This is a genomic window from Oleisolibacter albus, assembly GCF_003336875.1.
Lineage (GTDB): Bacteria > Pseudomonadota > Alphaproteobacteria > Azospirillales > Azospirillaceae > Niveispirillum > Niveispirillum album.
In genome coordinates this window covers 120,346-141,706 of record NZ_QGNJ01000007.1, presented here as the reverse complement: position 1 = coordinate 141,706, position 21,361 = coordinate 120,346, and the positions used below count along the sequence as shown (strand labels likewise).

The window sequence follows — 21,361 nt, the reverse complement described above, 5'->3', positions numbered from 1 at the left end:
CGGGAACGGGGAGAGCCCATGCGCAGATACCGGGATGGGGCCGCGCGCGCGGCCATGCTGATGCTGGCCGGCACCGCCTTGGCGCCGCTTCCAACCTCGGCGCAGCAGACAGCGGACGGCCGCACGGACGTGGCGATGCTGGAAGAGGTGGTGGTGATCGGCATCGCCCCCTCGGGCAGTGGCGTGCCTCTGTCCCGTGTGCCGTCCAATGTCCAGACCCTGGGCACGGAGGAGATCGAGCGTCCCGGCCTGGGGACGGCGGTGGAGGCGCTGACCCGTCGCCTGGGCAGCGTCTCCTCGGTGGACAGTCTCGGCAACCCGCTGCAGCAGGGTGTCACCATCCGTGGCTTCACCGCCGCCCCGGCCCTGGGCGAGCCGCAGGGGGTCGCTGTCTATCAGGGGGTGATGCGCGCCAACGAGGCGTTCGGCGATGTGGTGCAGTGGGATCTGCTGCCCGGCTTCGCCATCGACCGCATGCAGGTGATCCCCGGCTCCAATCCTGTCTACGGTCCCAACACCATCGGCGGTGCCGTGGTGCTGACCATGAAGAACGGCTTCACCGCCCCCGGCGGCATGGTGGAACTGGGCGCCGGCTCCCATGGCCGTCGCTTCGCCACGGCCGAATATGGCGGCAGCAGCGGCCCTGTCGGCTTCTATGGCGGCGCCAATTATCTGGAGGATGACGGTTGGCGCGACCATAGCGACAGCGAGATCCGCCGCGGCTTCGCCGATCTGTCCTGGCGCAGCCCGGCCGGCAGCGAGGTCGGTCTCAGCCTGACCGGCGCCAAGTCGGAACTGGCGGGCAACGGCCCGTCCCCTGCCGATCTGCTGGCCCAGCGGCGGGAAGCGGTGTTCACCTATCCCGACATCACCGACAGCAAGCTGTTCGCCGCCGCCCTGCGCGGCTCTACCGACATCAGTGACAGCCTGCTGCTCCAGGGCGGGGGCTATTACCGCCATCTCAAGCGCACCACGGCCAATGGCGACCAGGCCGAATTCGAGGAGTGCGAGGATTTCGTCGGGCTGGTGCCCGGCTTCACCCCGCCGGCCGAGGCGCTCTGCTTCGGCGCCGAGATCGAGGAGGAGGATGACGGACCGGAGGTGGAGGGCACGCCCTCTGTCCTGGTCGATGCCAATGGCAATCCGGTGGAGGAGTTGGAGGACGAGCCCAACGCCGTCTTCAACCGCACCCGCACCAAGACCGATGGCTGGGGCGCCAGCGGCCAGCTGGCCTGGACCGGCAGACTGGGCGGCATGGACAATATCCTGATCGGCGGCGCCACCGTGGATTATGCCCGCACCCGCTATGGCAGTGGCACGGAACTGGGCGTGCTGGGGCCGGATCGCGGCACCAGCAGCCTGGGCATCGATCTCGGCAACGACGAATTCAATGTGGGCCTGAAAAGTCGCAGCTGGCTCTATGGCGTCTATGTCAGCAACACCCTGTCCTTGACGCCGGCGCTGCATCTGTCCGGGTCCCTGCGCTGGAACCGGGCCGATCTGGAACTGCGCGACCAGATCGGCACCGACCTCACCGGCGATCACGCCTATAACCGGCTCAATCCCGGCCTGGGTCTGACCTGGAACGCCGCCGAGGCCGCGACGCTCTATGCCAGCTATACCGAAAGCAACCGCGTGCCGACCCCGGCGGAGCTGTCCTGCGCCGATCCGGACAAGCCCTGCCGCTTCCCCAACGCCTTCCTGGCCGATCCGCCGCTGGACGATGTGGTGGCCCGCACGATCGAGGCGGGCGTGCGCGGCGACTGGAAACCGGCGCGTGATCTGGATGTGCGCTATTCCCTGGCCGGTTTCCGCACCCGCAACCGCGACGATATCATCTTCATCTCGGCCGGCCCCATCATCGGCACCGGCTATTTCGACAATGTGGGCGATACCGAGCGGCTGGGGCTGGAGGCCAATCTGTCGGGGAGCGTGGGCCGCATCAGCTGGTTCGCCTCCTACACCTTCGTGCGCGCCACCTTCAGATCCGACTTCGCCATCCAGGCCCCGGACAATCCCGAGGCCGACGAGGAGGGGGAGATCGCGGTGACCTCGGGCGACCGCATTCCCGGCGTGCCCAAGCATCTGCTGAAGCTGGGGGCGGAGATGGCGGTGACCGACGATCTCCGCCTGGGGGCGGAAATGGTGACGGCGTCCGGCCGGTTCCTGCGCGGGGACGAGGCCAACCTGACCGACACCATCGACGGCTACACCATCGTCAACCTGGAGGCGGGCTACACGCTGGGCCGGGTGGAGATCTTCGGCCGGGTCGAGAACCTGTTCGACACGGATTATGAGACGTTCGGCCTCTATGGCGAGGCCGAGGAGCTGGGCTATGAAGACCCCCGCTTCCTGTCGCCCGGCGCACCCCGCACCATCCTGGCCGGCCTGCGGGTGCGGTTCTGACGGGGCGACCGATCGGGCGGATTGGCAGGGGGCGGTCCGCCCGTTATCCTGCCCGGGACCCGGCGGGGAGGGGAAACGGCATGGACGGTCTGGCAGAGGACAGGTCGGTGGCGGACATGCCGGCGGTGGATGTGCTGGTTGTGGACGACCACGCCGTGGTGCGGGCCGGCTGCCGCCGGCTGCTGGAGCCGCCGCTGGGCCGTTTCCGCGTGGTGGAGGCGGCGGACGGGCCGTCGGCCCTGGCCTTGGTCGAGCGGGACCCGCCGGCCCTGGTCATTCTCGATCTCAACCTGCCCGGATCGCCCACCGGCCTTGATCTGGTCCGCCAGCTGGTGGCGCTGGGGCCGCCGGTGCTGGTGTTCAGCATGCATGAGGCGCCATCGGTCGTGGCCCGCTGCCTGGAGGCCGGGGTCCGTGGCTATCTCTGCAAGTCCGACGATCCCGCCGTCATGGCCGGTGCGGCGGAAACGGTGCTGGAGGGACGCCTGTGGCTCGACCATCGCATGGCCTGCGCCGTGGCCGCCCTGGGACCGGGGCGGCCGCAGCGGGATGTGGACGCCCCCCTGCCGGAGCGGGAGGGGGAGATCATGCGGCTTCTGGCCGAGACGGCGGAGCTGGACAGTGTCGCCCGCCGCCTGGGCATCAGCTACAAGACCCTGGCCAACACGCTGGTACGCCTGCGCAACCGCTATGGCGTGCGCCGCACGGCCGATCTGGTGCGCATCGCCGTCCGCCAGCTGGATGAAACGCTGCCGGGCTGATCCCCAGTCCGGACTGGCCCCGTCTCCGCACAAAGTCCAATTTACCGCATCCTTCCGCGCGCGCACCGTGGCCGCCGCAGTTGCAGACGCGCGCCGGCAACGATCCGGCGCCGCATACCATCAGCGGGAGGCCCTGACCGTGCTGCACCAAGCCCTTGAGAAGCTGAAATCGAGCATCGCCCTGCGCTCCAAGTACGAGAATTTTATCGGCGGCGAATGGGTTGCCCCGGTGCGCGGGCATTACTTCGACAACATCTCCCCGGTGACCGGCCGCGCCGTCTGTCAGGTGGCCCGCTCCACCGCCGAGGATATCGAACTGGCGCTGGATGCCGCCCACAAGGCCCGGGAGCGCTGGGCCCGCACCGCGGTGGCGGAGCGCGCCGCCATCCTCAACCGCATCGCCGACCGCATGGAGGAACGCCTCGACCTGCTGGCCCTGGTGGAGACGGTGGACAACGGCAAGCCGATCCGGGAGACCACGGCGGCCGACATCCCGCTGGCCATCGACCATTTCCGCTATTTCGCCGCCTGTGTCCGTGCCCAGGAAGGCTCGCTGGCCGAGATCGACCATGACACCGTGGCCTATCATTTCCATGAGCCGCTGGGCGTCGTCGGCCAGATCATCCCCTGGAACTTCCCCATCCTGATGGCGGCGTGGAAGCTGGCGCCGGCCCTGGCCGCCGGCAACTGCGTGGTGCTGAAGCCGGCCGAGCAGACGCCCATGAGCATCATGGCGCTGATGGACATCATCGGCGACCTGCTGCCGCCCGGTGTGCTGAACGTGGTCAACGGCTTCGGCATCGAGGCGGGCAAGCCCCTGGCCCAGAGCCCGCGCATCGCCAAGGTGGCCTTCACCGGCGAGACCACCACCGGCCGGCTGATCATGCAGTACGCGTCGGAGAACATCATTCCGGTGACGCTGGAGCTGGGCGGCAAGTCGCCCAACATCTTCTTCGCCGATGTGGCGGCAGAGGATGACGACTTCCTGGACAAGGCCCTGGAAGGCTTCAGCATGTTCGCCCTGAACCAGGGCGAGGTCTGCACCTGCCCGTCGCGCGCCCTGGTGCATGAGAAGATCTACGACCGTTTCATGGAAAAGGCGCTGAAGCGGGTCCAGGCCATCCGTCAGGGCAACCCGCTGGACCCCTCGACCATGATCGGGGCCCAGGCCAGCAGCGACCAGCTGCACAAGATCCTCAGCTATATCGAGATCGGCCAGGGTGAAGGGGCCAAGGTGCTGACCGGCGGCCACCGCGCCCAGCTGGAGGGCGAGCTGGCCGAGGGCTTCTATGTCCAGCCCACCGTGCTGGAAGGCCGCAACGACATGCGCGTGTTCCAGGAGGAGATCTTCGGACCGGTGGTGGCCGTCACCACCTTCAAGTCCGACGAGGAGGCGCTAGAACTGGCCAACGACACGCTGTACGGCCTGGGGGCCGGGGTCTGGACCCGTGACGGCAGCCGCGCCTACCGCTTCGGCCGGGCCATCCAGGCCGGCCGTGTCTGGACCAACTGCTACCATCTCTATCCCGCCCATGCGGCCTTCGGCGGTTACAAGCAGTCCGGCATCGGGCGCGAGACCCACAAGATGATGCTGAACCACTACCAGCAGACAAAGAACCTGCTGGTCAGCTACAGCCCCAAGGCGCTGGGCTTCTTCTAAGGCGGGGGACCCGCGGTCGGGGGGGCGGCAGTGCCGAACCCCGACCAACAGGGGCCGCCCGTCCGTTCCGCCGGTGCGTCATCCTCGGCGTCGGCACACGCCCCGGGGACGGAGGCCAGGCGGGTGGCTGCCCCGCCCGCCGGGAACCGGCAACGAAGATCCCGCACAGGAGATGTCGATGGTGGAGCGTGTCCTGGCCACGCTGGCGGCGGAAGCCCTGATCGGGACGCTGAAATCCCGGCATGGCGAGTTGATGTTCCACCAGTCCGGCGGCTGCTGCGACGGGTCGGCGCCCATGTGCTATCCGGCCGGCGAGTTCAAGGTGGGGGCGCGCGACGTGCTGCTGGGCCGGATCGCGGGCTGCGCCGTCTATATCGGCGCGGCCCAGTTCGAGTATTGGAGCCACACCCAGCTGATCATCGATGTGGTTCCGGGCCGCGGCGCCGGTTTCTCGCTGGAGGCGCCGGACGGCGTGCGGTTTCTCACCCGTTCCCGCGTCTTCACCGATGCCGAGGCGGCGGCGCTGGCGGCGGCGGGACCGCCGCCGCGCGGCGACAGCCTCCTGCCTCCCGCCGTCGCACCCTGACCCTTTGCGCCGGACCATCCCTGCCGGCGGCCCGTTAGCATCAGGATGCGGAACGCGCCACCGGCGATCCCGCAACGCGGAGGGGTTTCGCCGATGATGACCCTGCGGCAGATCGAGATCTTCTGGGCCATCGCCCATTCCGACAGCCTGACCCGGGCCAGCAAGGTGCTGGGTTTGGCCCAGCCGTCCCTGTCGCAACAGCTGGCCCGGCTGGAGGAGGAGGCGGGCGTGCGCCTGTTCGCCCGCACCGGCAACAGCCTGGAACTGACCGATGCCGGCCGCTTCCTGCTGCGCAAGGCCGAGGCTGTCCTGGCCACGATGGACGAGATCGGCGCCGGTATGACCGAATTCGGCCAGGGCCGGCGCGGCGTCATCTCCGTCGCCATGCTGAATTCGGTGGGGCGCACGGTGCTGCCGTTGGCCCTGCCGGCCCTGGCGGCGGAGATGCCGGGCGTGGAGATCGACCTGCATGAGGTGGCGCCGGCCGAGGCGCTGGAACTGCTCTATGGCCGCCGGGTCGCCCTGGCCGTGCTGGCGGCTAATTCGGTGGCGGCCACCAGCGTCTCCTTCACCCAGATCGATCTGCTGGCCGACGCCCAGGTGCTGGCGGTGCCGCGGGACCTCGACCTGTCCGGCGTGCGCGATCCCGAGCGCGACCTGCCCGAGGCCCAGCGTCGGGTGCTGAACAGCTGCATCCGCTTCAATTTCGGGACCCAGCACAGCCGGCGGGTCGAGCAATGGTACCGGGAGGTGCTGCCACGCCACCGTGTGCTCTGCCAGACCCGCACCTACGAGGTCGCCATGGCCCTGGTGGAGGCGGGGGCCGGTGTGGCCCTGGTCCCGGCGTTGGCGGCCAAGCTCAACCCGGTGCTGAACCATGCCGTGCGGCTCTACCGCGTCGGCCTGCCGGACCGGCGGCTGGTGGCCCTGCTGCCGCCGCAGAATCTGCGGGTCGACATCTACAGCCGCTTCCTGAGCATTCTTCAAGGGGCCGCGGCCCAGGTGGCCCTGCCCGCGATATCTCCGCCGCCCCCTTTCCTGTCGTCCCCCGCCCTGCCGTTGGCGGCGGAATAGGCGGACGGAGAGCCGTTGCCGGGCCGCTCCCCGGGCGTCGACTCCGGCAGAAATTCCGACGCGATGACGGCAATTGTGCGTCTGCGCGGGTGCATTAGCGGGTGAGCGGCGTTCCTGCCCGGCTGGAAATGGCCTTGGCCGCATCCCGCAGGATGACCAGGGCTTCCGGCCATTGGCCGTTGACCAGCGGCGCATCGGCGGGCAGGAGGAACTCCATGCTCAGTTTGTGATTCTGCCAGATCCAGTCGTAGGAGGCCTTGCGCACGCCCTGCGGATCGATCTCGAACCGGGCGGTCGCGCCGCCGCCGGCCCCCAGATCCAGGACATTGGCCCAGTCCGGCAGGCGGGTGGTGAAGCGCGCCCCTGTCGGGTCGATGTAAAGACTGCTGACCCGGATGCCCTGGGGACAATCCGCGGTCAGCAGGCTGCCCTTGAGGGTGGGGGCGGTGTCCGGTGCGGATACCTCGATGCCGGCGCTGACCACGGCGGTGATGTGGCAGCCATGGCGTTCCAGGATGGCGGCCGAGCCGGGATAGGTGGGATCGCCCGCCTCCAGCCGCCGCGGCGTCGCCAGCCCCTTCCAGGGCGGCAGATTGGCACGCTCCTCGGCATCCTGCAGACCCAGATCCAGGTCCCGTTTGGCGGTGATGCTCACGCGGTCGACCCGCTTCGGCGTCAGCGGATCACGATATTCGACGAAAAGGGCGGCTCTGGCCGCGTCCTCCTTCCGTGCCCGCTCCTCCAGGGCCGCCCGGCGGGCAGCCAGCGTTTCCGCCCGCCGGACCAGGTCTGGATCGCCGCTTTCCCGCCATTGCTGTTCCTGACGCTGCGCCGCCGCAGCGGGGCTGTCCTGGCCGGCCGCCGGGACCGACAGGGCGGGCAGCAACACCGCCAGCGGCCAGGCCAGAAGCCGCATGGTCAGGGGCAGGAGGCCGCCCCGTGTGATCGGCGCTATCCTCGTCATGGCTGAAGTCCTGCTTTGTTGCGATCCGTAGGTGACGGTCCGGGTGTTTGGCGTCAGATTGGCACGCATTCATAGAAATGAGAAGCATTCTTAACTTGTGTGACGGCCAGGGCGAATCCGCCCGACCCTTGCGCCAAAGCGGGGAGAGCCGCCCGGAAGGGGCCATCAGCTGCGACAGGGTTCGGCCGCCCCGGATCGCCTCCAACGCCACCTGCGCCTCGAACTTCGCTGAATACCGCTTCCGACACCCCGTCACCCGGTCCGCCCTTTCCGTCGAGCGAGCCAAACTTATCCAGCTGTCCGGGGAACGGGGGCGACCTCACATGTCGGCGTAGACCAGCGGGATGAACCTGTCTCGTCGGTTGCCGGTCGTGGACCAGCCGGACGGTCCCATCGTGCAATTCGGAGGCACTCAGTTCGTCAATCCGCTTTCTGCCCTCGCATCTGGCGTCGCACCGGACTGGCTTGGCCATCTTCTGCAAAACGGTGCAGTTGATGGGAGGCCTGATCGAAAAAAATACACATGACAGCTTGATTAGGAGAAAGGTAAGGTGTTCTCATATCCTATTAGGGCAGGTCGCCTTGTGAAAGGACATATTGTGTCGGTTGCCGGAAAAAGAGTATCATTGCTGATTCCTACCCTCAACGGTGCGGAAGACTTGGCAAAACTCTTCGAAAGTCTTGGAAGGCAGACATTCAAATTTCACAAAATACTTCTTATTGATTCAAGCTCGTCCGATCATGGGCCGGATCTGGCGAGGAAGAATGGGGCGACGGTCGTAACCATCAAGAAATCTGAATTCGACCATGGTCGGACACGCCAGCTTGGCATAGACATTCTGGGTAATTCGGATTTCGTCGTCCTGATGACCCAGGATGCCTTTCTGGAATCCCCGGAATCTATCGAAAATCTGCTGAAACCCTTCGACGATTGCCAAGTCGGGATGGTTTATGGCCGCCAGTTGCCACGTCCCGGTGCGGGTTTGATCGAGGCCCATGCCAGGCTCTTCAATTATAAAGAAGATTCTTATGTGGTCTCAAAAGAAAGCAGCCATTGCCTTGGGCTGAAGGCCATCTTCTGTTCAAACTCGTTCTCAGCGTATCGCATTGAGGCGCTGAGGGACGTCGGTGGGTTTCCCTCTCGTGTTATTCTTGGGGAGGATACGATTGTCGCCGGGCGCATGCTGCGGACCGGTTGGAAAAAGGCCTATGCGGGGCAGGCGACGGCTTTTCACTCCCACAGCTATACGATTGCCCAGGAATTCCGCCGCTGTTTCGATATCGGCGTGCTGCATGCTCAGGAAGCCTGGTTGTGCAAGGAATTCGGCGGAACGTCGGGCGAGGGCTTTTCCTTCGTTGTCTCGGAATTGAAGTACCTGCTTCGCCGAAACCCGTTTCTCATCCCCTCGGCAATGCTCCGTACTTTTGCGAAGTTCACAGCCTACAAGCTGGGCACGAACGAGAAAAACCTTCCATTGAAGTGGAAGGTCAAATTCTCAATGCATAAGAATCACTGGAACAAGCCGGTTCTGGAAAATCCCGCCTGTCTGAATGATCGGGAGGACCGGCGTTCGGCCTGATGCCCTGCCGCGGATTTCCCCACCGGCGTGGCGGTGGCTGCGACCGCTCTGGCCACCCACCGGTTTGCGCAATGGGTGAAGGACGTTCAGCCCGCCTCGGCCATCCAGCCTCAGCCATCGCGTTCCGCAGAACGGCCAGTGGCGGCATGGCAGCAAGCCGTGCCGTCGCGCCGCGTCATCCGCGGTTCTTCCCCGTCTTGCCCCGTTCCGCATCCTGATCGGCCGGTGCGGGTCCAGACAGAGGCGGCCGACCCTTGCGCCAAAGCGGGGAGAGCCGCCCGGGGTGCCCCCCGGGCGGCGCCTGTTCAGAAGCTCACGCTGCCCTTCAGCCAGGCCGTGCGTCCCGGCTCGTTGACGCGGGTGGTCTGGACATAGCCCTGACCGGCCAGGCTGGCGGTGCCGGCCCGGCTCAGCGCCTCGGCATAGGTGCGGTCGAAGATGTTGTCGATCCCCAGCGTCAGCGTCACGCCCTGGGCCGGGCGCCAGCCGGCCGAGGCGGAGAAGACGGCGAAGCCGCCGACGGTGCCGATGTCGGTGCCGGCGATGTTGCCCCAGCCCGTATCGACCCGGTTCTGCGGTGACACCAGCCGGGCCAGCCCGCCGGCCAGCCAGGTGCCGTCGTCATAGGTCAGGCCCAGCTTGGCCTCGAAGGGCGGCATCTGCGCCAGCGGCCGGTCGTCGGAGCGGTTGTGGCCGCGGACATAGGCCAGCGAGGCGTCCACGCTCCACTGCGCGCTGATGGCATAGCCCAGTTCGGCCTCGCCGCCCCACTGGCTGGCATCGACATTCTTGCCGGTGCTGCTGGACAGCAGCATGTAATCGTCGATGCGGTTGGCGAACAGCGACAGCGACCCGGTCCAGCGGCCGGACCGGTGCAGCAGACCGGCATCGATCTGCGTGGTCTTCTCCGGCGTCAGCGTGAACAGCCGGTTGCGCTCCCAATAGTCCGGGGCACGTTCGCTGTGGCCAAGGCCGGCATAGAGCGTCAGCGGTACCGCTCCGGCCGTCACCTCCTGTTCCAGCCGCAGGAACCCGTTGTGCAGCATGTCGGTGTCCTCGGGGGCGTTGGCAACGCTCCGCCGTTCGGCCCGCGTGCGGTTGAGGCGATAGCCGGCCACCAGCACCCGATCCTTGTCCAGGGCATAGTCGGCCTCAATGAAGCCGCCCAGGGTGGTGAATTCCAGATCGGCCACGCGCGGCTTGTCGCGGTAATCCACCCCGGCCCGGTATTCCGCCGCTGTGAGATTGCGCGTGCTGTGCCGGTCATGGTTGCCGTCCAGACCCAGCGTGACCGTCAGCGCCTCCCGCGGGCGCAGTTCCACCGCGGTGCGGCCGCCATAGCCCTCGCGGTCGGGGTTGCTCAGCGGCGCCATCATGCCGCCGGTCCAGCGGCGCAGGCTGAAACTGTCCATGACATGGTCGACATAGTCGTAATAGGCGCTGGCCTCGACCCGGGCAACCAGGGGGGAGAGGTCGTCGCGGCTGAAGCGCAGCCGGTGCGAATTCCGGTCGAACTTGGCCCCGTCCATCATGCGGTCGGCATAGGCGGCGCGGGCCTCGCTGATCTCGCTGCTGGCTTCCAGCAGGGTGTGCGCATCCGGTGTCCAGCCGGCCACCAGCGTGCCGCTGGACCGGTTATAGGCCGAATGCACATCATGGCCGGCCCCGTCCTCGTAATCGTCGCTGTGGGCACGGGTGCCGATGACGCGGACATAGCCCTCCGCCATGCCGGCGGTGACATCGACCAGCTGGTCGTTGCGCCCGGCCGTGCCGCCCAGCAGGCTGGCATTGCCGCGCAGGCCGGGCATGTCGAAGCGGGCGGTGTCGCGCTCGATCAGCACCGCCGCGCCCGACAGGCCGCCGCCATAGCGCACGCTCTGCGGCCCCTTCAGCACGGTGATGCGGTCGAAGGCCTCAGGGAAGGCATAGGCCGTGGGCGGGTCCATGCGCATGCCGCAGCCACCCAGCACCGGCGACCCGTCGATCAGCATGCCCAGGCGCGAGCCGGACTGGCCGCGGAACACGGGGTCGCCGCCGGTGCCGCCCTTGCGGATGACGGAAAAGCCGGGAATGGACTTCAGATAGCCGGCCCCGTCATTGGCGGGGACGGGCTGGCGCGGCTGCTTGGGGTCGGTTTCCACCTGCAGCGGACTGACCGTGTCGGGGGCGGTGACGACCAGCGGGCGCAGCACCAGGGTTTCGCCGGCCCGGGTTTCGTCGGTCCGGGTTTCGCCGGCCTGGGGGGCGGCCGCCATCGCAGTGGCGGCGGTGCTCAGCAGAAGGCACGCGGCAAGGCGTGCCGGCGTCATGGTCATGACGGGCATGATGGTCCTGTCGGTGGGAATCCGGGCACACATGGCCCGGTGGCCGCAGAGGCGGCATGGCCTCGATGCGGTCGCGTGAAGGGGAAAACGGCGGAACCGGGGGGGGGTCAGGCCAGCGGCGGGGCGCGCGCCTGCCAGCCCGTCGGCACCGGGGCCGGCGGGACCGGCTGTGCCGGGATCGGCGACCGGTCGGCCAGCCGCGGCAGAACGGGGGCCGTCAGCAGCAGGGCCGGCGGGGCGGCCAGGCTGGTGGCCAGCAGGCCCAGCGGGCAGTGGCGCCCGCCGATATCGGCGTGGGCCGGGCCGTCCTCGTCCAGCTTCTGCCCCGTGCGGGCATCGACCAGGATGGTGCGGGCGCCCTCGGGTGTGCAGATGGGGGTGCGGATGCCCAGGCCCATGGCCGGAGCATAGAGCGCCCAGACCAGCAGGTTCAGCAGCAGCGCCAGCACAGCCGTGGCACTGCCGCCCCACGCCAGCCGGCGTGTCAGCCCCCGCAATCCGGTCCGGTCTGTTCGTGCGGCGCCTCCCATGCTCGCACCATAGTTGAACCGGCGAACGGTTTTCACGTCCATTTTGCCGCAGGGGGACAGCATTCACCGGCCGCACCCTATGGCAGGCATAGGTAACCCGCCGAACCGTTCGGCGCTACGCTCCTCCGACCGCCGGCCAGACCGGGCGGCGGCGAACGACACCGGAGGAACCCATGACGTCCTGGAAGAAGCCCCGCTTCGTCGAGATCTCCGTCGGCTGCGAGATCAACTGCTACGCCTGCGCCGAGATCTGACCGGCGCGACACCGACCCGCCGCCCGGCCCCGGAGCGCTTCGGAGGGGAGCCATGCGCATCATCGTCCTTGGCGCCGCGGCCGGCGGCGGCTTTCCCCAGTGGAACTGCGGCTGCCCCGGCTGCCGCCGGGCCAGGGCCGGCGATGCCCGGCCCTGCACCCAATCCTCGCTGGCCGTCAGTGCCGACGGGGAGCGCTGGGTCCTGCTGAACGCCTCGCCCGACCTGCGCCAGCAGATCCAGGCCACACCGGCGCTGCATCCGCGTGGGCTGCGCCACAGCCCCATCGGCGCCGTGGTGCTGACCAATGCCGATGTGGACCATGTGGCGGGCCTGCTCGATCTGCGCGAAGCCCATGCCTTCACGCTCTATGCCTCGCCCGACGTGCTGGGCGTGCTGGCCGGTAACAGCCTGTTCGGCGTGCTGAACCCGGATCTGGTGTCCCGCCGTCCGCTCGATCCGGGCGCGACGGCGGATCTGGCCTTTCCCGACGGTCCGGCCGGGCTGTCGCTGGAGATGTTCACCGTTCCCGGCAAGGTCGCCCTCTATCTGGAGGGGGAGGCGCCGGTGCTGGATGCGGAAGCGGGCCATACCGTGGGGCTGGAGCTGCGCCAGGGCGGCCGGCGCCTGCTCTATGTGCCGGGCTGCGCCCGCCTGACCGACGGGCTGCTCAACCGCCTGCACGGGGCGGACGTGGTGTTCTTCGACGGCACCGTCTGGACCGATACCGAGATGCGGGACGCCGGTGTCGGCAGCAAGACCGGGCGGCGCATGGGCCATCTGCCCATCGGCGGGCCGGACGGATCGCTGGCGGGGCTGGCCGGGCTCCGGGCCGGGCGCCGGATCTACATCCACATCAACAACACCAATCCCATCCTGCTGGACGACAGCCGCGAGCGCGCCGCCCTGGCCGCCGCCGGCTGGGAGGTGGCGGCAGACGGGCTGGAGATCACCCTATGACCGCGCTTCTCGGTCCCGATCAGCTGGAACAGCGCCTGCGCGCCGTGGGCGAGGCGCGTTACCACCATCTGCACCCGTTCCACGGGCTGCTGCATGGCGGGCGGCTGGACAAGGGGCAGGTCCAGGCCTGGGCGCTGAACCGCTATTATTACCAGGCCAGCATCCCGCGCAAGGACGCCACCCTGCTGGCCCGGCTGGACAAGGCCGCCGACCGCCGCATCTGGCGCCAGCGCATCATCGACCATGACGGCAGCCCGGATGGGACTGGCGCGGAGGGCGGAATCGCCCGCTGGCTGGCGCTGACCGACGGGCTGGGGCTGGACCGCGATTATGTGGAACGCGGCTGCGGCCTGCTGCCGGCCACCCGCTTCGCCGTGGACGCCTATGTGCACTTCGTGGCCGAACGCCCGGTGCTGGAGGCCGTGGCCTCCAGCCTGACCGAGATGTTCTCGCCCGGCATCATCGCCAACCGCGTGGCCGGCATGCTGGCCAACTATGATTTCATCACGCCCCGGACGCTGGCCTATTTCCAGAACCGGCTGACCGAAGCGCCGCGCGACGCCGATTTCGCGCTGGCCTATGTCAAGCACCACGCCCGCACGCCGGAGCAGCAGCAGGCCGTCATCGCCGCCCTGTCCTTCAAATGCGATGTGCTGTGGGCGCAGCTGGACGCGCTGTACCACGCCTATGTGGCCCCCGGCCATATCCCGCCCGGCGCCTTCGTGCCCGATGCGCATGCCCGGTGATCGCACGGGATCACAGGCCCCTTGCGGACAGGAGTGAAACGATGCCCGCCCTCACCGCCGACAGCCGTCCCGCCCTGCCGCGCCATGCCAAGCTGCGTTTCGACACGGCGCGGGACGGCTGGGTGCTGCTGGGGCCGGAGCGGGTGCTGATGCTGGACGAGATCGCGGCGGCCGTGCTGCGCCGCTGCGACGGGCAGGCCACCCTGTCCGCCATTGCCGGCGCCCTGGCCGAGGAATACCGGGCCGACCCGGCGGAGGTGACGGCCGATGTCACCGCCCTGCTGCAGGATCTGGCCGACAGGGGGATGCTGCTGCCATGACCGCACCCGCCCCGCCCCTGGCCCTGCTGGCCGAGTTGACCCACCGCTGCCCGCTGGCCTGCCCCTATTGCTCCAACCCCGTGGAGATGGTGCGCGCCGCCGGCGAACTGCCGACCGACGCCTGGATGCGGGTGATGACGGAGGCCGCGGCGCTGGGCTGCCTGCAGGTGCATTTCTCCGGCGGCGAGCCCACCGTGCGCAAGGATCTGGAGGGGCTGGTGGCCCATGCCGCCGCCCTCGGCCTCTACAGCAACCTCATCACCTCCGGCGTGCTGGTGGATGCGGGCCGGCTGGCGGCCCTGGCCGCCGCCGGCCTCGACCATGTGCAGGTCAGCATCCAGGACACCGAGACGTCCTCGGCCGAGATCATCGGCGGGCTGAAGGGCGCCCAGGCGAAGAAGCTGGCCTTCTGCCGCGCCGTCCGCGCCGCCGGCCTGCCGCTGACGCTCAACGCCGTGGTCCACCGCCGCAACCTGGACCGGCTGGGGGAGATGATCGCCCTGGCGCTGGATCTGGACGCCGCCCGGCTGGAGGTGGCGCATGTGCAGTATTACGGCTGGGCGCTGAAGAACCGCGCCGCCCTGATGCCGACCCGCGGGCAGCTGGATACCGCCACCCGGCTGGTGGAGGCGGCGCGGGCGGAGCTGAAGGGCCGTCTGGTCATCGACTATGTCATCCCCGATTACTATGCCAGCCGGCCCAAGCCCTGCATGGGCGGCTGGGGCCGCCGCTTCATCACCGTCAACCCGGCCGGCAAGGTCCTCCCCTGCCACGCGGCGGAGAGCATCCCCGGCCTGGGCTTCGACCGTGTCACCGACCGCCCCCTGGCCGAGATCTGGGAGACGGGGGCGGCGTTCGAGCGCTACCGCGGCACCGGCTGGATGCCGCCGCTGTGCCAGGGCTGCGAACATAAGCAGCGCGACTGGGGCGGCTGCCGCTGCCAGGCCCTGGCCCTGGCGGGGGATGCCGGCGCCACCGATCCGGCCTGCAACCGCTCCCCCCACCATGCCGCCCTGGTGGCCCTGGCCGGGCGCGAGGCCGCCGCGGACGACGCGGCCTTCACCTATCGCCGCTTCTCCTGATCCGCCCCTTGTCCGCCGCTTGCTCCGTGTACACGTTTATCCTAGACTGTGCGCACGGAAATGGAGGTCGGCCATGGCCAATCAGACGAAAGCCGCGGGACCCGGTGCCGCCGGCGACCGGCGCGTCCGCCTGCATGTGGGCCGCGATCCCGCCACCGGCAAGCTGGTGGCCAACGCGCCGCGTCAACGGCCGGCCGCGGTGGAAAGGCCGGCCACGGGCATCGGCGGTCCGGTCCGGGTGCTGCGCACGCCGGATGCGCCCGCTGCGGCGCACGCCGCGATCCGCAGCAGCATCGAGGCCGTGGCCGAGATCGTCAATGTGCGGGAGGCCCGCTCCCTGTCGCAGCAGATGAAGCCCGGCGAGGTGCGGATCGTGGCCCCCGGCCGGCGCAAGCAGATCACGCCGGAAGCCACGGTCACCATGCGCATGGACATGCTGGATGCCCTGCTGGAGGCGGTGGGAACGCCGACGCCCGGTCTGGCGGACCTGTTCGCCCCGCGCCCCGACCTGCCGGCGGCTCCGGCGCTGGAGGCTGTCCCGCGGCGTGGCCGCCGCCCGGCCTACGATCTCTAGCCGGCCATGTATCTGTTCGACGTGCAGCCGTTCCTGGACCTGATCCGGGGCACGGAAACGCCGGTCACGCGCTGGGCCAGGGCCAATGCCATTCCCGACCGGCTGGCCTATGTCAGCACCGTCGTCCTGGGTCTGGCCGAAAACGCCATCGAGGATCGGCCGGCCCGCGACCGCGCCCTGTGGCGCCCGCGGCTGGTGGAGGCCAAGACCGCGTTCCAGGCGCGCACCTTCGATTTCGACCCGCGCGATGCCGAGGAATGGGCGCGGCTGCTGTCGCTCGGCCTGGAGGAGCAGCCGGGGGAGGAGCGGCCGGCGGAGGGGCCGTCCGGGCAGGGCGGGTCTCCGGCCGGGCGCTGGCCCGTGGACGGGGCCGTGCTGATGGTGCCGGCCCAGGCGCTGGTCCGCCGCTACCGCTTCGTCACCCGGCGGCGCCCCTGGCACGATGTGCTGGTGCGCGATCACAGCCTGCATCTGGTCGATCCCTATGCCGTCCCGCCGGCCTGACCCGGCCCTGGATGGCCCGGTAGCCCCGGCCGCGCCGGCACAGGCGCTGGTGGCCTGTCTCAGCCTCGGCGGCGGCGGTCTGCGCGGCCTGTTCACCGCCACCGTGCTGACGGCGTTCGAGGCGGCGGCCGGGGCGCCGGCGGCCACGCGCTTCGACCTTCTGGCGGGCACCTCCATCGGCGGCATCATCGCCATCGGGCTCGCCGCCGGCATTCCGGCGGCCCGGATTGCCGACGCCATCCGCACCCGGGCGCCGCACATCTTCCGGCGCCGTCCCTTCCGCCATTACCTGCTCACCGCCCGCTATCCCCAGGAGCCTCTGCGCCAGGCGGTCCAGTCGATCCTGGGCGATCAGGCCGGGCGGCGGTTCAGCGACCTGGAGGTGCCGCTGCTGGTGACCGCGGTGGATCAGACGGCGGGCCGCTCGCACCTTTTCCGCTCGCGCGGGCTGGCGGGTGCGCAGGCCGACACGGTCACACTGCTGGATGCCGCCCTGGCCACTGCGGCGGCTCCCACCTTCTTCCCGCCGCACCGTATCGGCGATCATGTCTATGCCGATGGCGGTCTGGTGGCCAATGCACCGGATCTGCTGGCGGTCAGTGCGGCCATGGCCCATCTCCACGCACCGTTGTCGGGGATCCATGTGCTCAGCATCGGCACGGCGGCGTCGCCGTTGCCGGGCCGGCCCTTCGGCTCCACCGGCGGGCTGGCCTGGCTGCGCCGGCACCGGCTGGTGGAACTGACGGTCACAGCGCAGGAGCATGCCGGCGTGGATCAGGCCCGGCGCATCCTCGGCCCCCGCTATCTGCGCATCGACCGCTGCCCGCAGACCCCCATCGGCATGGATGATCTGGCCGGGCTGCACCTGTTGCCGGAGCTGGCGCGCCGGGCGGTGGAGGATGTGGCATCCGACCGGCGCAGCGGCTGGTCCGAGGCTGTGGGCCGCGAGGCCGCCCGCCTGCATTACCGCGCCACCCCCGGCCATTACACCAATGTCTAAGGGGTTCCGGCGGGGCGCCGGCTTCCCATGGCGCCGTGGCCCGCATAGAGTCCGGTGTAAGCGAGAACAGGGGCCGCGGGCTCCGGGGAAGGGATGCGATGTCCAGGACGAGGCTGCTCCGCACCGCCTGGTCCGGCGCGGCGGCGGCGGACGATGCCGCGGCCGAGATCCGGGCGCAGCTGGCGGGACCGGCCGCCCCGGCCCTGGTGCTGGTGTTCTGCTCCGTCCGGTATGATCTCGACCGGCTGGCCGCCGCCCTGGCCCGGTGTTTCGGTGACGTGCCGGTGGTGGGCTGCACCTCGGCCGGGGAATTGACGCCCGACGGCTACCGCGAGGGCGGGATCGTCGCCGTGGCCTTCCCCCGCGAGGCCTTCTCCTTCGCCATCCATCGCGTCGATGCCGTCAGCCGCTTCACCATGGCCGATGCCAAGCCCGCCGTGCGCAGCCTGCTGGCGCGGGCGGAGACCGGGGCTGCCCGGCTGGGCCGCGACACGCGGCGCGTCTGCCTGTTCCTGGTGGACGGGCTGTGCATGCGGGAGGAGCTGCTGGTCAGCGCCATCCATGACGCGCTGGGCGATGTGCCGCTGATCGGTGGTTCGGCCGGTGACGATCTGGGGTTCCACCGCACCTTCGTGCTGCATGACGGCGCCGTCCACAGCGATGCGGCGCTGCTGCTGATCCTCACCACCACCCGGCCGGTGACCACCTTCCGCAACCAGCATTTCGTCCATGCCGACCGCAAGATGGTGGTCACCGGGGCTGATCCGGCCCGCCGCATCGTCACCGAGATCAATGCCGAACCGGCGGCGCGCGAATATGCCCGCCTGGTCGGGCTGGAGGGGGAGCCGCTGACGCCCATGATCTTCGCCACCCATCCCGTGGTGGTGCGCACCGGCGGCGAATATTATGTGCGCGCCATCCAGCGGGTGAACGACGATGACAGCCTGACCTTCTTCTGTGCGGTGGACGAGGGCATCGTGCTGACCGTGGCCTCGGGCATCGACATCGTCCGCAATCTGGAGGAGCTGTTCCAGAGGATGGAGCGGGAGGTCGGCCGGCCCGAGCTGGTGCTGGGCTTCGACTGCGTGTTCCGCGCCCTGGAGCTGGAGCAGAAGCAGCTGAAACAGGCGGTGGCGCCGCTGCTTCGGCACAATGGGGTGGTCGGCTTCTGCACCTATGGGGAACAGTTCAACGCCATGCATGTGAACCAGACCTTTACCGGCCTGGCCATCGGTGCGTCATGACGGACGGTCTCGCCATCATGGTTCCCGGCGGGGATCCCGCGGGCGGCGATGCGGCGACGCAGGCGCGCCTGCACGCGCTGGAGCGGGAGAACGCCAAGCTCCGGCGCATCAACCAGGCCCTGATGGACCGGGTCGAGCGCAGCATGGATGTGCATGGCAACGCCTTCTCCCTGTTCCAGACGGCCATCCTGCTGGAAACCAAGGTGCGCGAGCGCACCCAGCAGCTGGAGGAGACGCTGCGCGAGCTGGAGGCGTCGAACACCGCCCTGGCCCGCGCCAAGGAGGCGGCGGAAACCGCCCAGTCCCGCCTGCAGGAGGCCATTGAAAGCGTCAATGAGGGCTTCGCCCTGTTCGACCGCGACGACCGGCTGATCCTGTGCAACCGGACCTATCTCGACCTGTGGCCGGCCATCGCCGAGCGCATCCGCCCCGGCATCCGCTTCGCCGAGATCGCCGAGCTGGCGGCGCAGCAGCGCTCGGTCATCACCACCCATGACCGGCCGGACCGCTGGGTGCTGGAACGGCTGGAGCAGCATGCCCATGCCGGCGGGGCGCATGTGCATGCCCTGTCCGACGGCCGCTGGATCCAGATCAACGAACGCCGCACCCGCGATGGCGGCATCGTCGGCATCTATACCGACATCACCGACGTCAAGGAGCATGACGCCCGCGAACGGGCGCATGCCCTGGCGGAAAAGTCGGTGCTGCTGCAATCGACTCTGGACAACATCCCCCAGGGTGTCTGCGTCTATGACCGCGACCTGCGGCTGGTGGCCTGGAACGATCCCTTTGTCCGCCTGCTGGACCTGCCGGAGACGGTGGTGCATGACGGCGCGGCCTATCAGGCGCTGCTGGCCCACAATGCGGCGCTGGGCTCCCGCGGCTTCCCCGGCGCGGTGATGCGCTGGGATGCCGGCCAGCCCCGGCCGCTGGCCTTCGAGCAGGATTGGCACAATGGCCGCAGCCTGGAGGTGCGGCGCAACCCCATGCCCGGCGGCGGCTTCGTCACCACCTATACCGACATCACCGAGCGCAAGCGCATTGAACAGGCGCTGCGCGACGGCGAACAGCGCATCCGCCTCATCACCGATGCCGTGCCGGCCCTGATCGCCTATGTCGATGCGGACGAGATCTACCGTTTCGTCAACAGCCCTTATGGCGCCCTGTTCGGCCGCACCCGCGACCAGATCCTGGGCATCCGCATGGAGGGTCTGCTGGGGCCGGAGCAGTACGCCCTGCGCCGGCCCCATATCGAGGCGGTCATGGCCGGCAATGCCGTGGCCTTCGAGCTGGATTGGCGCATGCCGGACGGTGGCGTGCGCTATTCCCAGGCCAGCTACCTGCCCCATCGCGGGCCGGACGGGGCGGTGATCGGGTTCTTCTCCCTGATCCAGGATGTGACCGAGCGCCGGCTGGCGGCGGAGGCGCTGCGCGACACCAACGAGACGCTGGAACGCCGCGTGGCCGAACGCACCGCCGCCCTGACCGAACTCAACGGGCAATTGCAGCAGGAGATCGGTGAACGGCTGCAGATGGAGGAGGCGTTGCGCGTGGCCAAGACCACGGCGGAACAGGCCAACCTGTCGAAGACCAAGTTCCTGGCCGCGGCCAGCCACGACCTGTTGCAGCCGCTGAACGCGGCCCGCCTGTTCGTCTCCGCCCTCTGCGACATGCGCCAGGAGCCGGCGGCCCAGACGCTGGTGGAAAAGACCGACGCCGCCCTGCAGTCGGTGGAGGATCTGCTGGAAGCGCTGCTGGACATCTCCAAGCTCGATGCCGGAGCCGTGCAGCCGCAGTTGGACGATTTCCCCATCGCCGCCCTGCTGTCCAGCATGCAGGCCGAATATACGCCGGTGGCGCGGGAGCGGGGGCTGGGCTTCGCCGTCGTCGCCTCCACGGCCGTCGTGCGCAGCGATATCCGCCTGCTGCGCCGGATTCTCCAGAATTTCGTCTCCAATGCCCTGCGCTACACCCGCCGGGGACAGGTGCTGCTGGGCTGCCGCCGCACCGCCGCCGGGCTGCGCATCGAGGTCTGGGATACCGGCCCCGGCATTCCCGCCGACAAGCAGCAGGAGATCTTCGAGGAGTTCCGCCGCCTGGAAACCGACCGGGCCGGCCGTGACCGTGGCATCGGTCTGGGGCTGGCCATCGTGCAGCGGGCCGGGCGCATGCTGAACCACCCCATCGCGGTCCGCTCCAGCCTCGGGCAAGGGTCGGTCTTCGCGGTCACGGTGCCCTTCGGCGCCGGCGCGCGTCCGGCGGAGACGCGCAGCCCCGGCCCGCCCGCCTTCACCAGCCCCCTGTCCGGTGCCCGCATCCTGGTCATCGACAATGAACCGGCGATCCTGGACGGCATGGGCGCGCTGTTGCGTGGCTGGGGCTGCCAGGTCGCCGTGGCCGCTGCCGGTGCGGAGCTGCCGTCGGCCCTCGGTTGTCTCGGCGGCCGGCCGGATCTGGTGGTGGCCGACTACCATCTGGAGGACGGGGCCGTGGGCGTGGAGGAGATCGCCGGCCTGCGCCGCCGCTTCGGGGCCGATCTGCCGGGATTGGTCATCACCGCCAACCGCACCGCCGCCATCCACGAACAGGTCCAGGCCCGTGGCCTGCATCTGCTGACCAAGCCGGTCAAGCCGGCCCAGCTGCGGGCCATGCTGACCCAGCTGCTGGCATAGGGGCGGGCATCCCGCCAGCCAAGCTCGGATGTGGACAAAAATCCTATTTTATGTTTTTCTGTCCCCAACGCCTGGATCGGGCGTGGTTCTTGGACTGTGGGGGACTGATCGGATTGATACAG

The 21,361-nt window shown here is 69.2% G+C and carries 19 protein-coding genes; 16 read left to right on the top strand and 3 right to left on the bottom strand.

Features of this window, described 5'->3' with window-relative positions:
• Nucleotides 1–18: 18 nt before the first annotated feature.
• From DK368_RS11560 to DK368_RS11540, 5 genes are all read left to right on the top strand, one after another.
• Nucleotides 19–2,406, top strand: coding sequence for a TonB-dependent receptor (locus tag DK368_RS11560; RefSeq protein WP_114394105.1), 2,388 nt, complete (start codon nt 19–21; stop codon nt 2,404–2,406).
• Nucleotides 2,407–2,486: 80 nt separating this feature from the next.
• The gene (locus tag DK368_RS11555) at nt 2,487–3,167 is read left to right on the top strand and encodes a response regulator transcription factor (protein WP_114394104.1); all 681 of its coding nucleotides are present in this window, start codon (nt 2,487–2,489) and stop codon (nt 3,165–3,167) included.
• 139 nt (nt 3,168–3,306) lie between these two features.
• Complete coding sequence (gene adh / locus DK368_RS11550) at nt 3,307–4,827, top strand: aldehyde dehydrogenase (RefSeq protein WP_114394103.1); 1,521 nt, start codon at nt 3,307–3,309, stop codon at nt 4,825–4,827.
• A 178-nt stretch (nt 4,828–5,005) separates the two neighbouring features.
• Nucleotides 5,006–5,413, top strand: coding sequence for a DUF779 domain-containing protein (locus tag DK368_RS11545; RefSeq protein WP_205028173.1), 408 nt, complete (start codon nt 5,006–5,008; stop codon nt 5,411–5,413).
• 93 nt (nt 5,414–5,506) lie between these two features.
• Nucleotides 5,507–6,487 (top strand): LysR family transcriptional regulator, encoded by a 981-nt coding sequence (locus tag DK368_RS11540; protein ID WP_162306001.1) that lies wholly within the window; start codon nt 5,507–5,509, stop codon nt 6,485–6,487.
• 94 nt (nt 6,488–6,581) lie between these two features.
• Here DK368_RS11540 and DK368_RS21645 read toward each other — a convergent pair whose 3' ends face one another.
• The gene (locus DK368_RS21645; RefSeq protein WP_162305990.1) at nt 6,582–7,451 is read right to left on the bottom strand and encodes a hypothetical protein; all 870 of its coding nucleotides are present in this window, start codon (nt 7,449–7,451) and stop codon (nt 6,582–6,584) included.
• A 599-nt stretch (nt 7,452–8,050) separates the two neighbouring features.
• On the opposite strand from DK368_RS21645, the gene DK368_RS11525 reads away from it, so the two are divergent.
• The gene (locus tag DK368_RS11525; RefSeq protein ID WP_162306000.1) at nt 8,051–9,031 is read left to right on the top strand and encodes a glycosyltransferase family 2 protein; all 981 of its coding nucleotides are present in this window, start codon (nt 8,051–8,053) and stop codon (nt 9,029–9,031) included.
• A gap of 305 nt (nt 9,032–9,336) precedes the next feature.
• Here DK368_RS11525 and DK368_RS11520 read toward each other — a convergent pair whose 3' ends face one another.
• Both DK368_RS11520 and DK368_RS11515 read right to left on the bottom strand, forming a co-directional pair.
• Nucleotides 9,337–11,355 carry a TonB-dependent copper receptor gene (locus tag DK368_RS11520; RefSeq protein ID WP_240002460.1) on the bottom strand — a complete coding sequence of 673 codons (2,019 nt, stop codon included), beginning with the start codon at nt 11,353–11,355 and terminating at the stop codon, nt 9,337–9,339.
• A gap of 107 nt (nt 11,356–11,462) precedes the next feature.
• Nucleotides 11,463–11,921: a DUF2946 family protein gene (locus tag DK368_RS11515; protein WP_162305999.1), complete on the bottom strand. Its 459-nt coding sequence runs from the start codon at nt 11,919–11,921 to the stop codon at nt 11,463–11,465.
• Between the two features lie 137 nt (nt 11,922–12,058).
• On the opposite strand from DK368_RS11515, the gene pqqA reads away from it, so the two are divergent.
• The 10 genes from pqqA (at nt 12,059) to DK368_RS22055 (ending at nt 21,239) form a co-directional block, all read left to right on the top strand.
• Nucleotides 12,059–12,139, top strand: coding sequence for a pyrroloquinoline quinone precursor peptide PqqA (gene pqqA / locus DK368_RS22395; protein WP_114394096.1), 81 nt, complete (start codon nt 12,059–12,061; stop codon nt 12,137–12,139).
• Between the two features lie 52 nt (nt 12,140–12,191).
• A complete protein-coding gene (pqqB, locus tag DK368_RS11505) occupies nt 12,192–13,097 on the top strand; it encodes a pyrroloquinoline quinone biosynthesis protein PqqB (RefSeq protein ID WP_114394095.1) in 906 nt (301 codons plus the stop codon).
• The gene (gene pqqC, locus DK368_RS11500; protein WP_114394094.1) at nt 13,094–13,843 is read left to right on the top strand and encodes a pyrroloquinoline-quinone synthase PqqC; all 750 of its coding nucleotides are present in this window, start codon (nt 13,094–13,096) and stop codon (nt 13,841–13,843) included. The genes pqqB and pqqC overlap by 4 nt, the downstream gene beginning before the upstream one ends.
• Before the next feature lie 41 nt (nt 13,844–13,884).
• Nucleotides 13,885–14,163: a pyrroloquinoline quinone biosynthesis peptide chaperone PqqD gene (pqqD, locus tag DK368_RS11495; protein ID WP_114394093.1), complete on the top strand. Its 279-nt coding sequence runs from the start codon at nt 13,885–13,887 to the stop codon at nt 14,161–14,163.
• A complete protein-coding gene (gene pqqE, locus DK368_RS11490; RefSeq protein ID WP_114394092.1) occupies nt 14,160–15,245 on the top strand; it encodes a pyrroloquinoline quinone biosynthesis protein PqqE in 1,086 nt (361 codons plus the stop codon). The genes pqqD and pqqE overlap by 4 nt, the downstream gene beginning before the upstream one ends.
• Before the next feature lie 73 nt (nt 15,246–15,318).
• A complete protein-coding gene (locus DK368_RS11485; RefSeq protein WP_114394091.1) occupies nt 15,319–15,819 on the top strand; it encodes a hypothetical protein in 501 nt (166 codons plus the stop codon).
• A 6-nt stretch (nt 15,820–15,825) separates the two neighbouring features.
• Nucleotides 15,826–16,323: a hypothetical protein gene (locus DK368_RS11480; protein WP_114394090.1), complete on the top strand. Its 498-nt coding sequence runs from the start codon at nt 15,826–15,828 to the stop codon at nt 16,321–16,323.
• Nucleotides 16,304–17,323: a CBASS cGAMP-activated phospholipase gene (locus DK368_RS11475; RefSeq protein WP_162305998.1), complete on the top strand. Its 1,020-nt coding sequence runs from the start codon at nt 16,304–16,306 to the stop codon at nt 17,321–17,323. The genes DK368_RS11480 and DK368_RS11475 overlap by 20 nt, the downstream gene beginning before the upstream one ends.
• A 98-nt stretch (nt 17,324–17,421) precedes the next feature.
• Nucleotides 17,422–18,567 (top strand): nitric oxide-sensing protein NosP, encoded by a 1,146-nt coding sequence (gene nosP, locus DK368_RS11470; RefSeq protein ID WP_114394088.1) that lies wholly within the window; start codon nt 17,422–17,424, stop codon nt 18,565–18,567.
• Nucleotides 18,564–21,239 carry a hybrid sensor histidine kinase/response regulator gene (locus tag DK368_RS22055; protein ID WP_114394087.1) on the top strand — a complete coding sequence of 892 codons (2,676 nt, stop codon included), beginning with the start codon at nt 18,564–18,566 and terminating at the stop codon, nt 21,237–21,239. The genes nosP and DK368_RS22055 overlap by 4 nt, the downstream gene beginning before the upstream one ends.
• Nucleotides 21,240–21,361: the final 122 nt, after the last annotated feature.

Bases quoted from the DNA above. Each gene is read 5' to 3' on its own strand.
- DK368_RS11560 (WP_114394105.1), top strand. From the start codon at position 19: ATGCGCAGATACCGGGATGGGGCCGCGCGCGCGGCCATGCTGATGCTG.
- DK368_RS11555 (WP_114394104.1), top strand. From the start codon at position 2,487: ATGGACGGTCTGGCAGAGGACAGGTCGGTGGCGGACATGCCGGCGGTG.
- DK368_RS11545 (WP_205028173.1), top strand. From the start codon at position 5,006: ATGGTGGAGCGTGTCCTGGCCACGCTGGCGGCGGAAGCCCTGATCGGG.
- DK368_RS11540 (WP_162306001.1), top strand. From the start codon at position 5,507: ATGATGACCCTGCGGCAGATCGAGATCTTCTGGGCCATCGCCCATTCC.
- DK368_RS21645 (WP_162305990.1), bottom strand. From the start codon at position 7,451: ATGACGAGGATAGCGCCGATCACACGGGGCGGCCTCCTGCCCCTGACC.
- DK368_RS11520 (WP_240002460.1), bottom strand. From the start codon at position 11,355: ATGCCCGTCATGACCATGACGCCGGCACGCCTTGCCGCGTGCCTTCTG.
- pqqA (WP_114394096.1), top strand. From the start codon at position 12,059: ATGACGTCCTGGAAGAAGCCCCGCTTCGTCGAGATCTCCGTCGGCTGC.
- pqqB (WP_114394095.1), top strand. From the start codon at position 12,192: ATGCGCATCATCGTCCTTGGCGCCGCGGCCGGCGGCGGCTTTCCCCAG.
- pqqC (WP_114394094.1), top strand. From the start codon at position 13,094: ATGACCGCGCTTCTCGGTCCCGATCAGCTGGAACAGCGCCTGCGCGCC.
- pqqD (WP_114394093.1), top strand. From the start codon at position 13,885: ATGCCCGCCCTCACCGCCGACAGCCGTCCCGCCCTGCCGCGCCATGCC.
- pqqE (WP_114394092.1), top strand. From the start codon at position 14,160: ATGACCGCACCCGCCCCGCCCCTGGCCCTGCTGGCCGAGTTGACCCAC.
- DK368_RS11485 (WP_114394091.1), top strand. From the start codon at position 15,319: ATGGCCAATCAGACGAAAGCCGCGGGACCCGGTGCCGCCGGCGACCGG.
- DK368_RS11480 (WP_114394090.1), top strand. From the start codon at position 15,826: ATGTATCTGTTCGACGTGCAGCCGTTCCTGGACCTGATCCGGGGCACG.
- DK368_RS11475 (WP_162305998.1), top strand. From the start codon at position 16,304: ATGCCGTCCCGCCGGCCTGACCCGGCCCTGGATGGCCCGGTAGCCCCG.
- nosP (WP_114394088.1), top strand. From the start codon at position 17,422: ATGTCCAGGACGAGGCTGCTCCGCACCGCCTGGTCCGGCGCGGCGGCG.
- DK368_RS22055 (WP_114394087.1), top strand. From the start codon at position 18,564: ATGACGGACGGTCTCGCCATCATGGTTCCCGGCGGGGATCCCGCGGGC.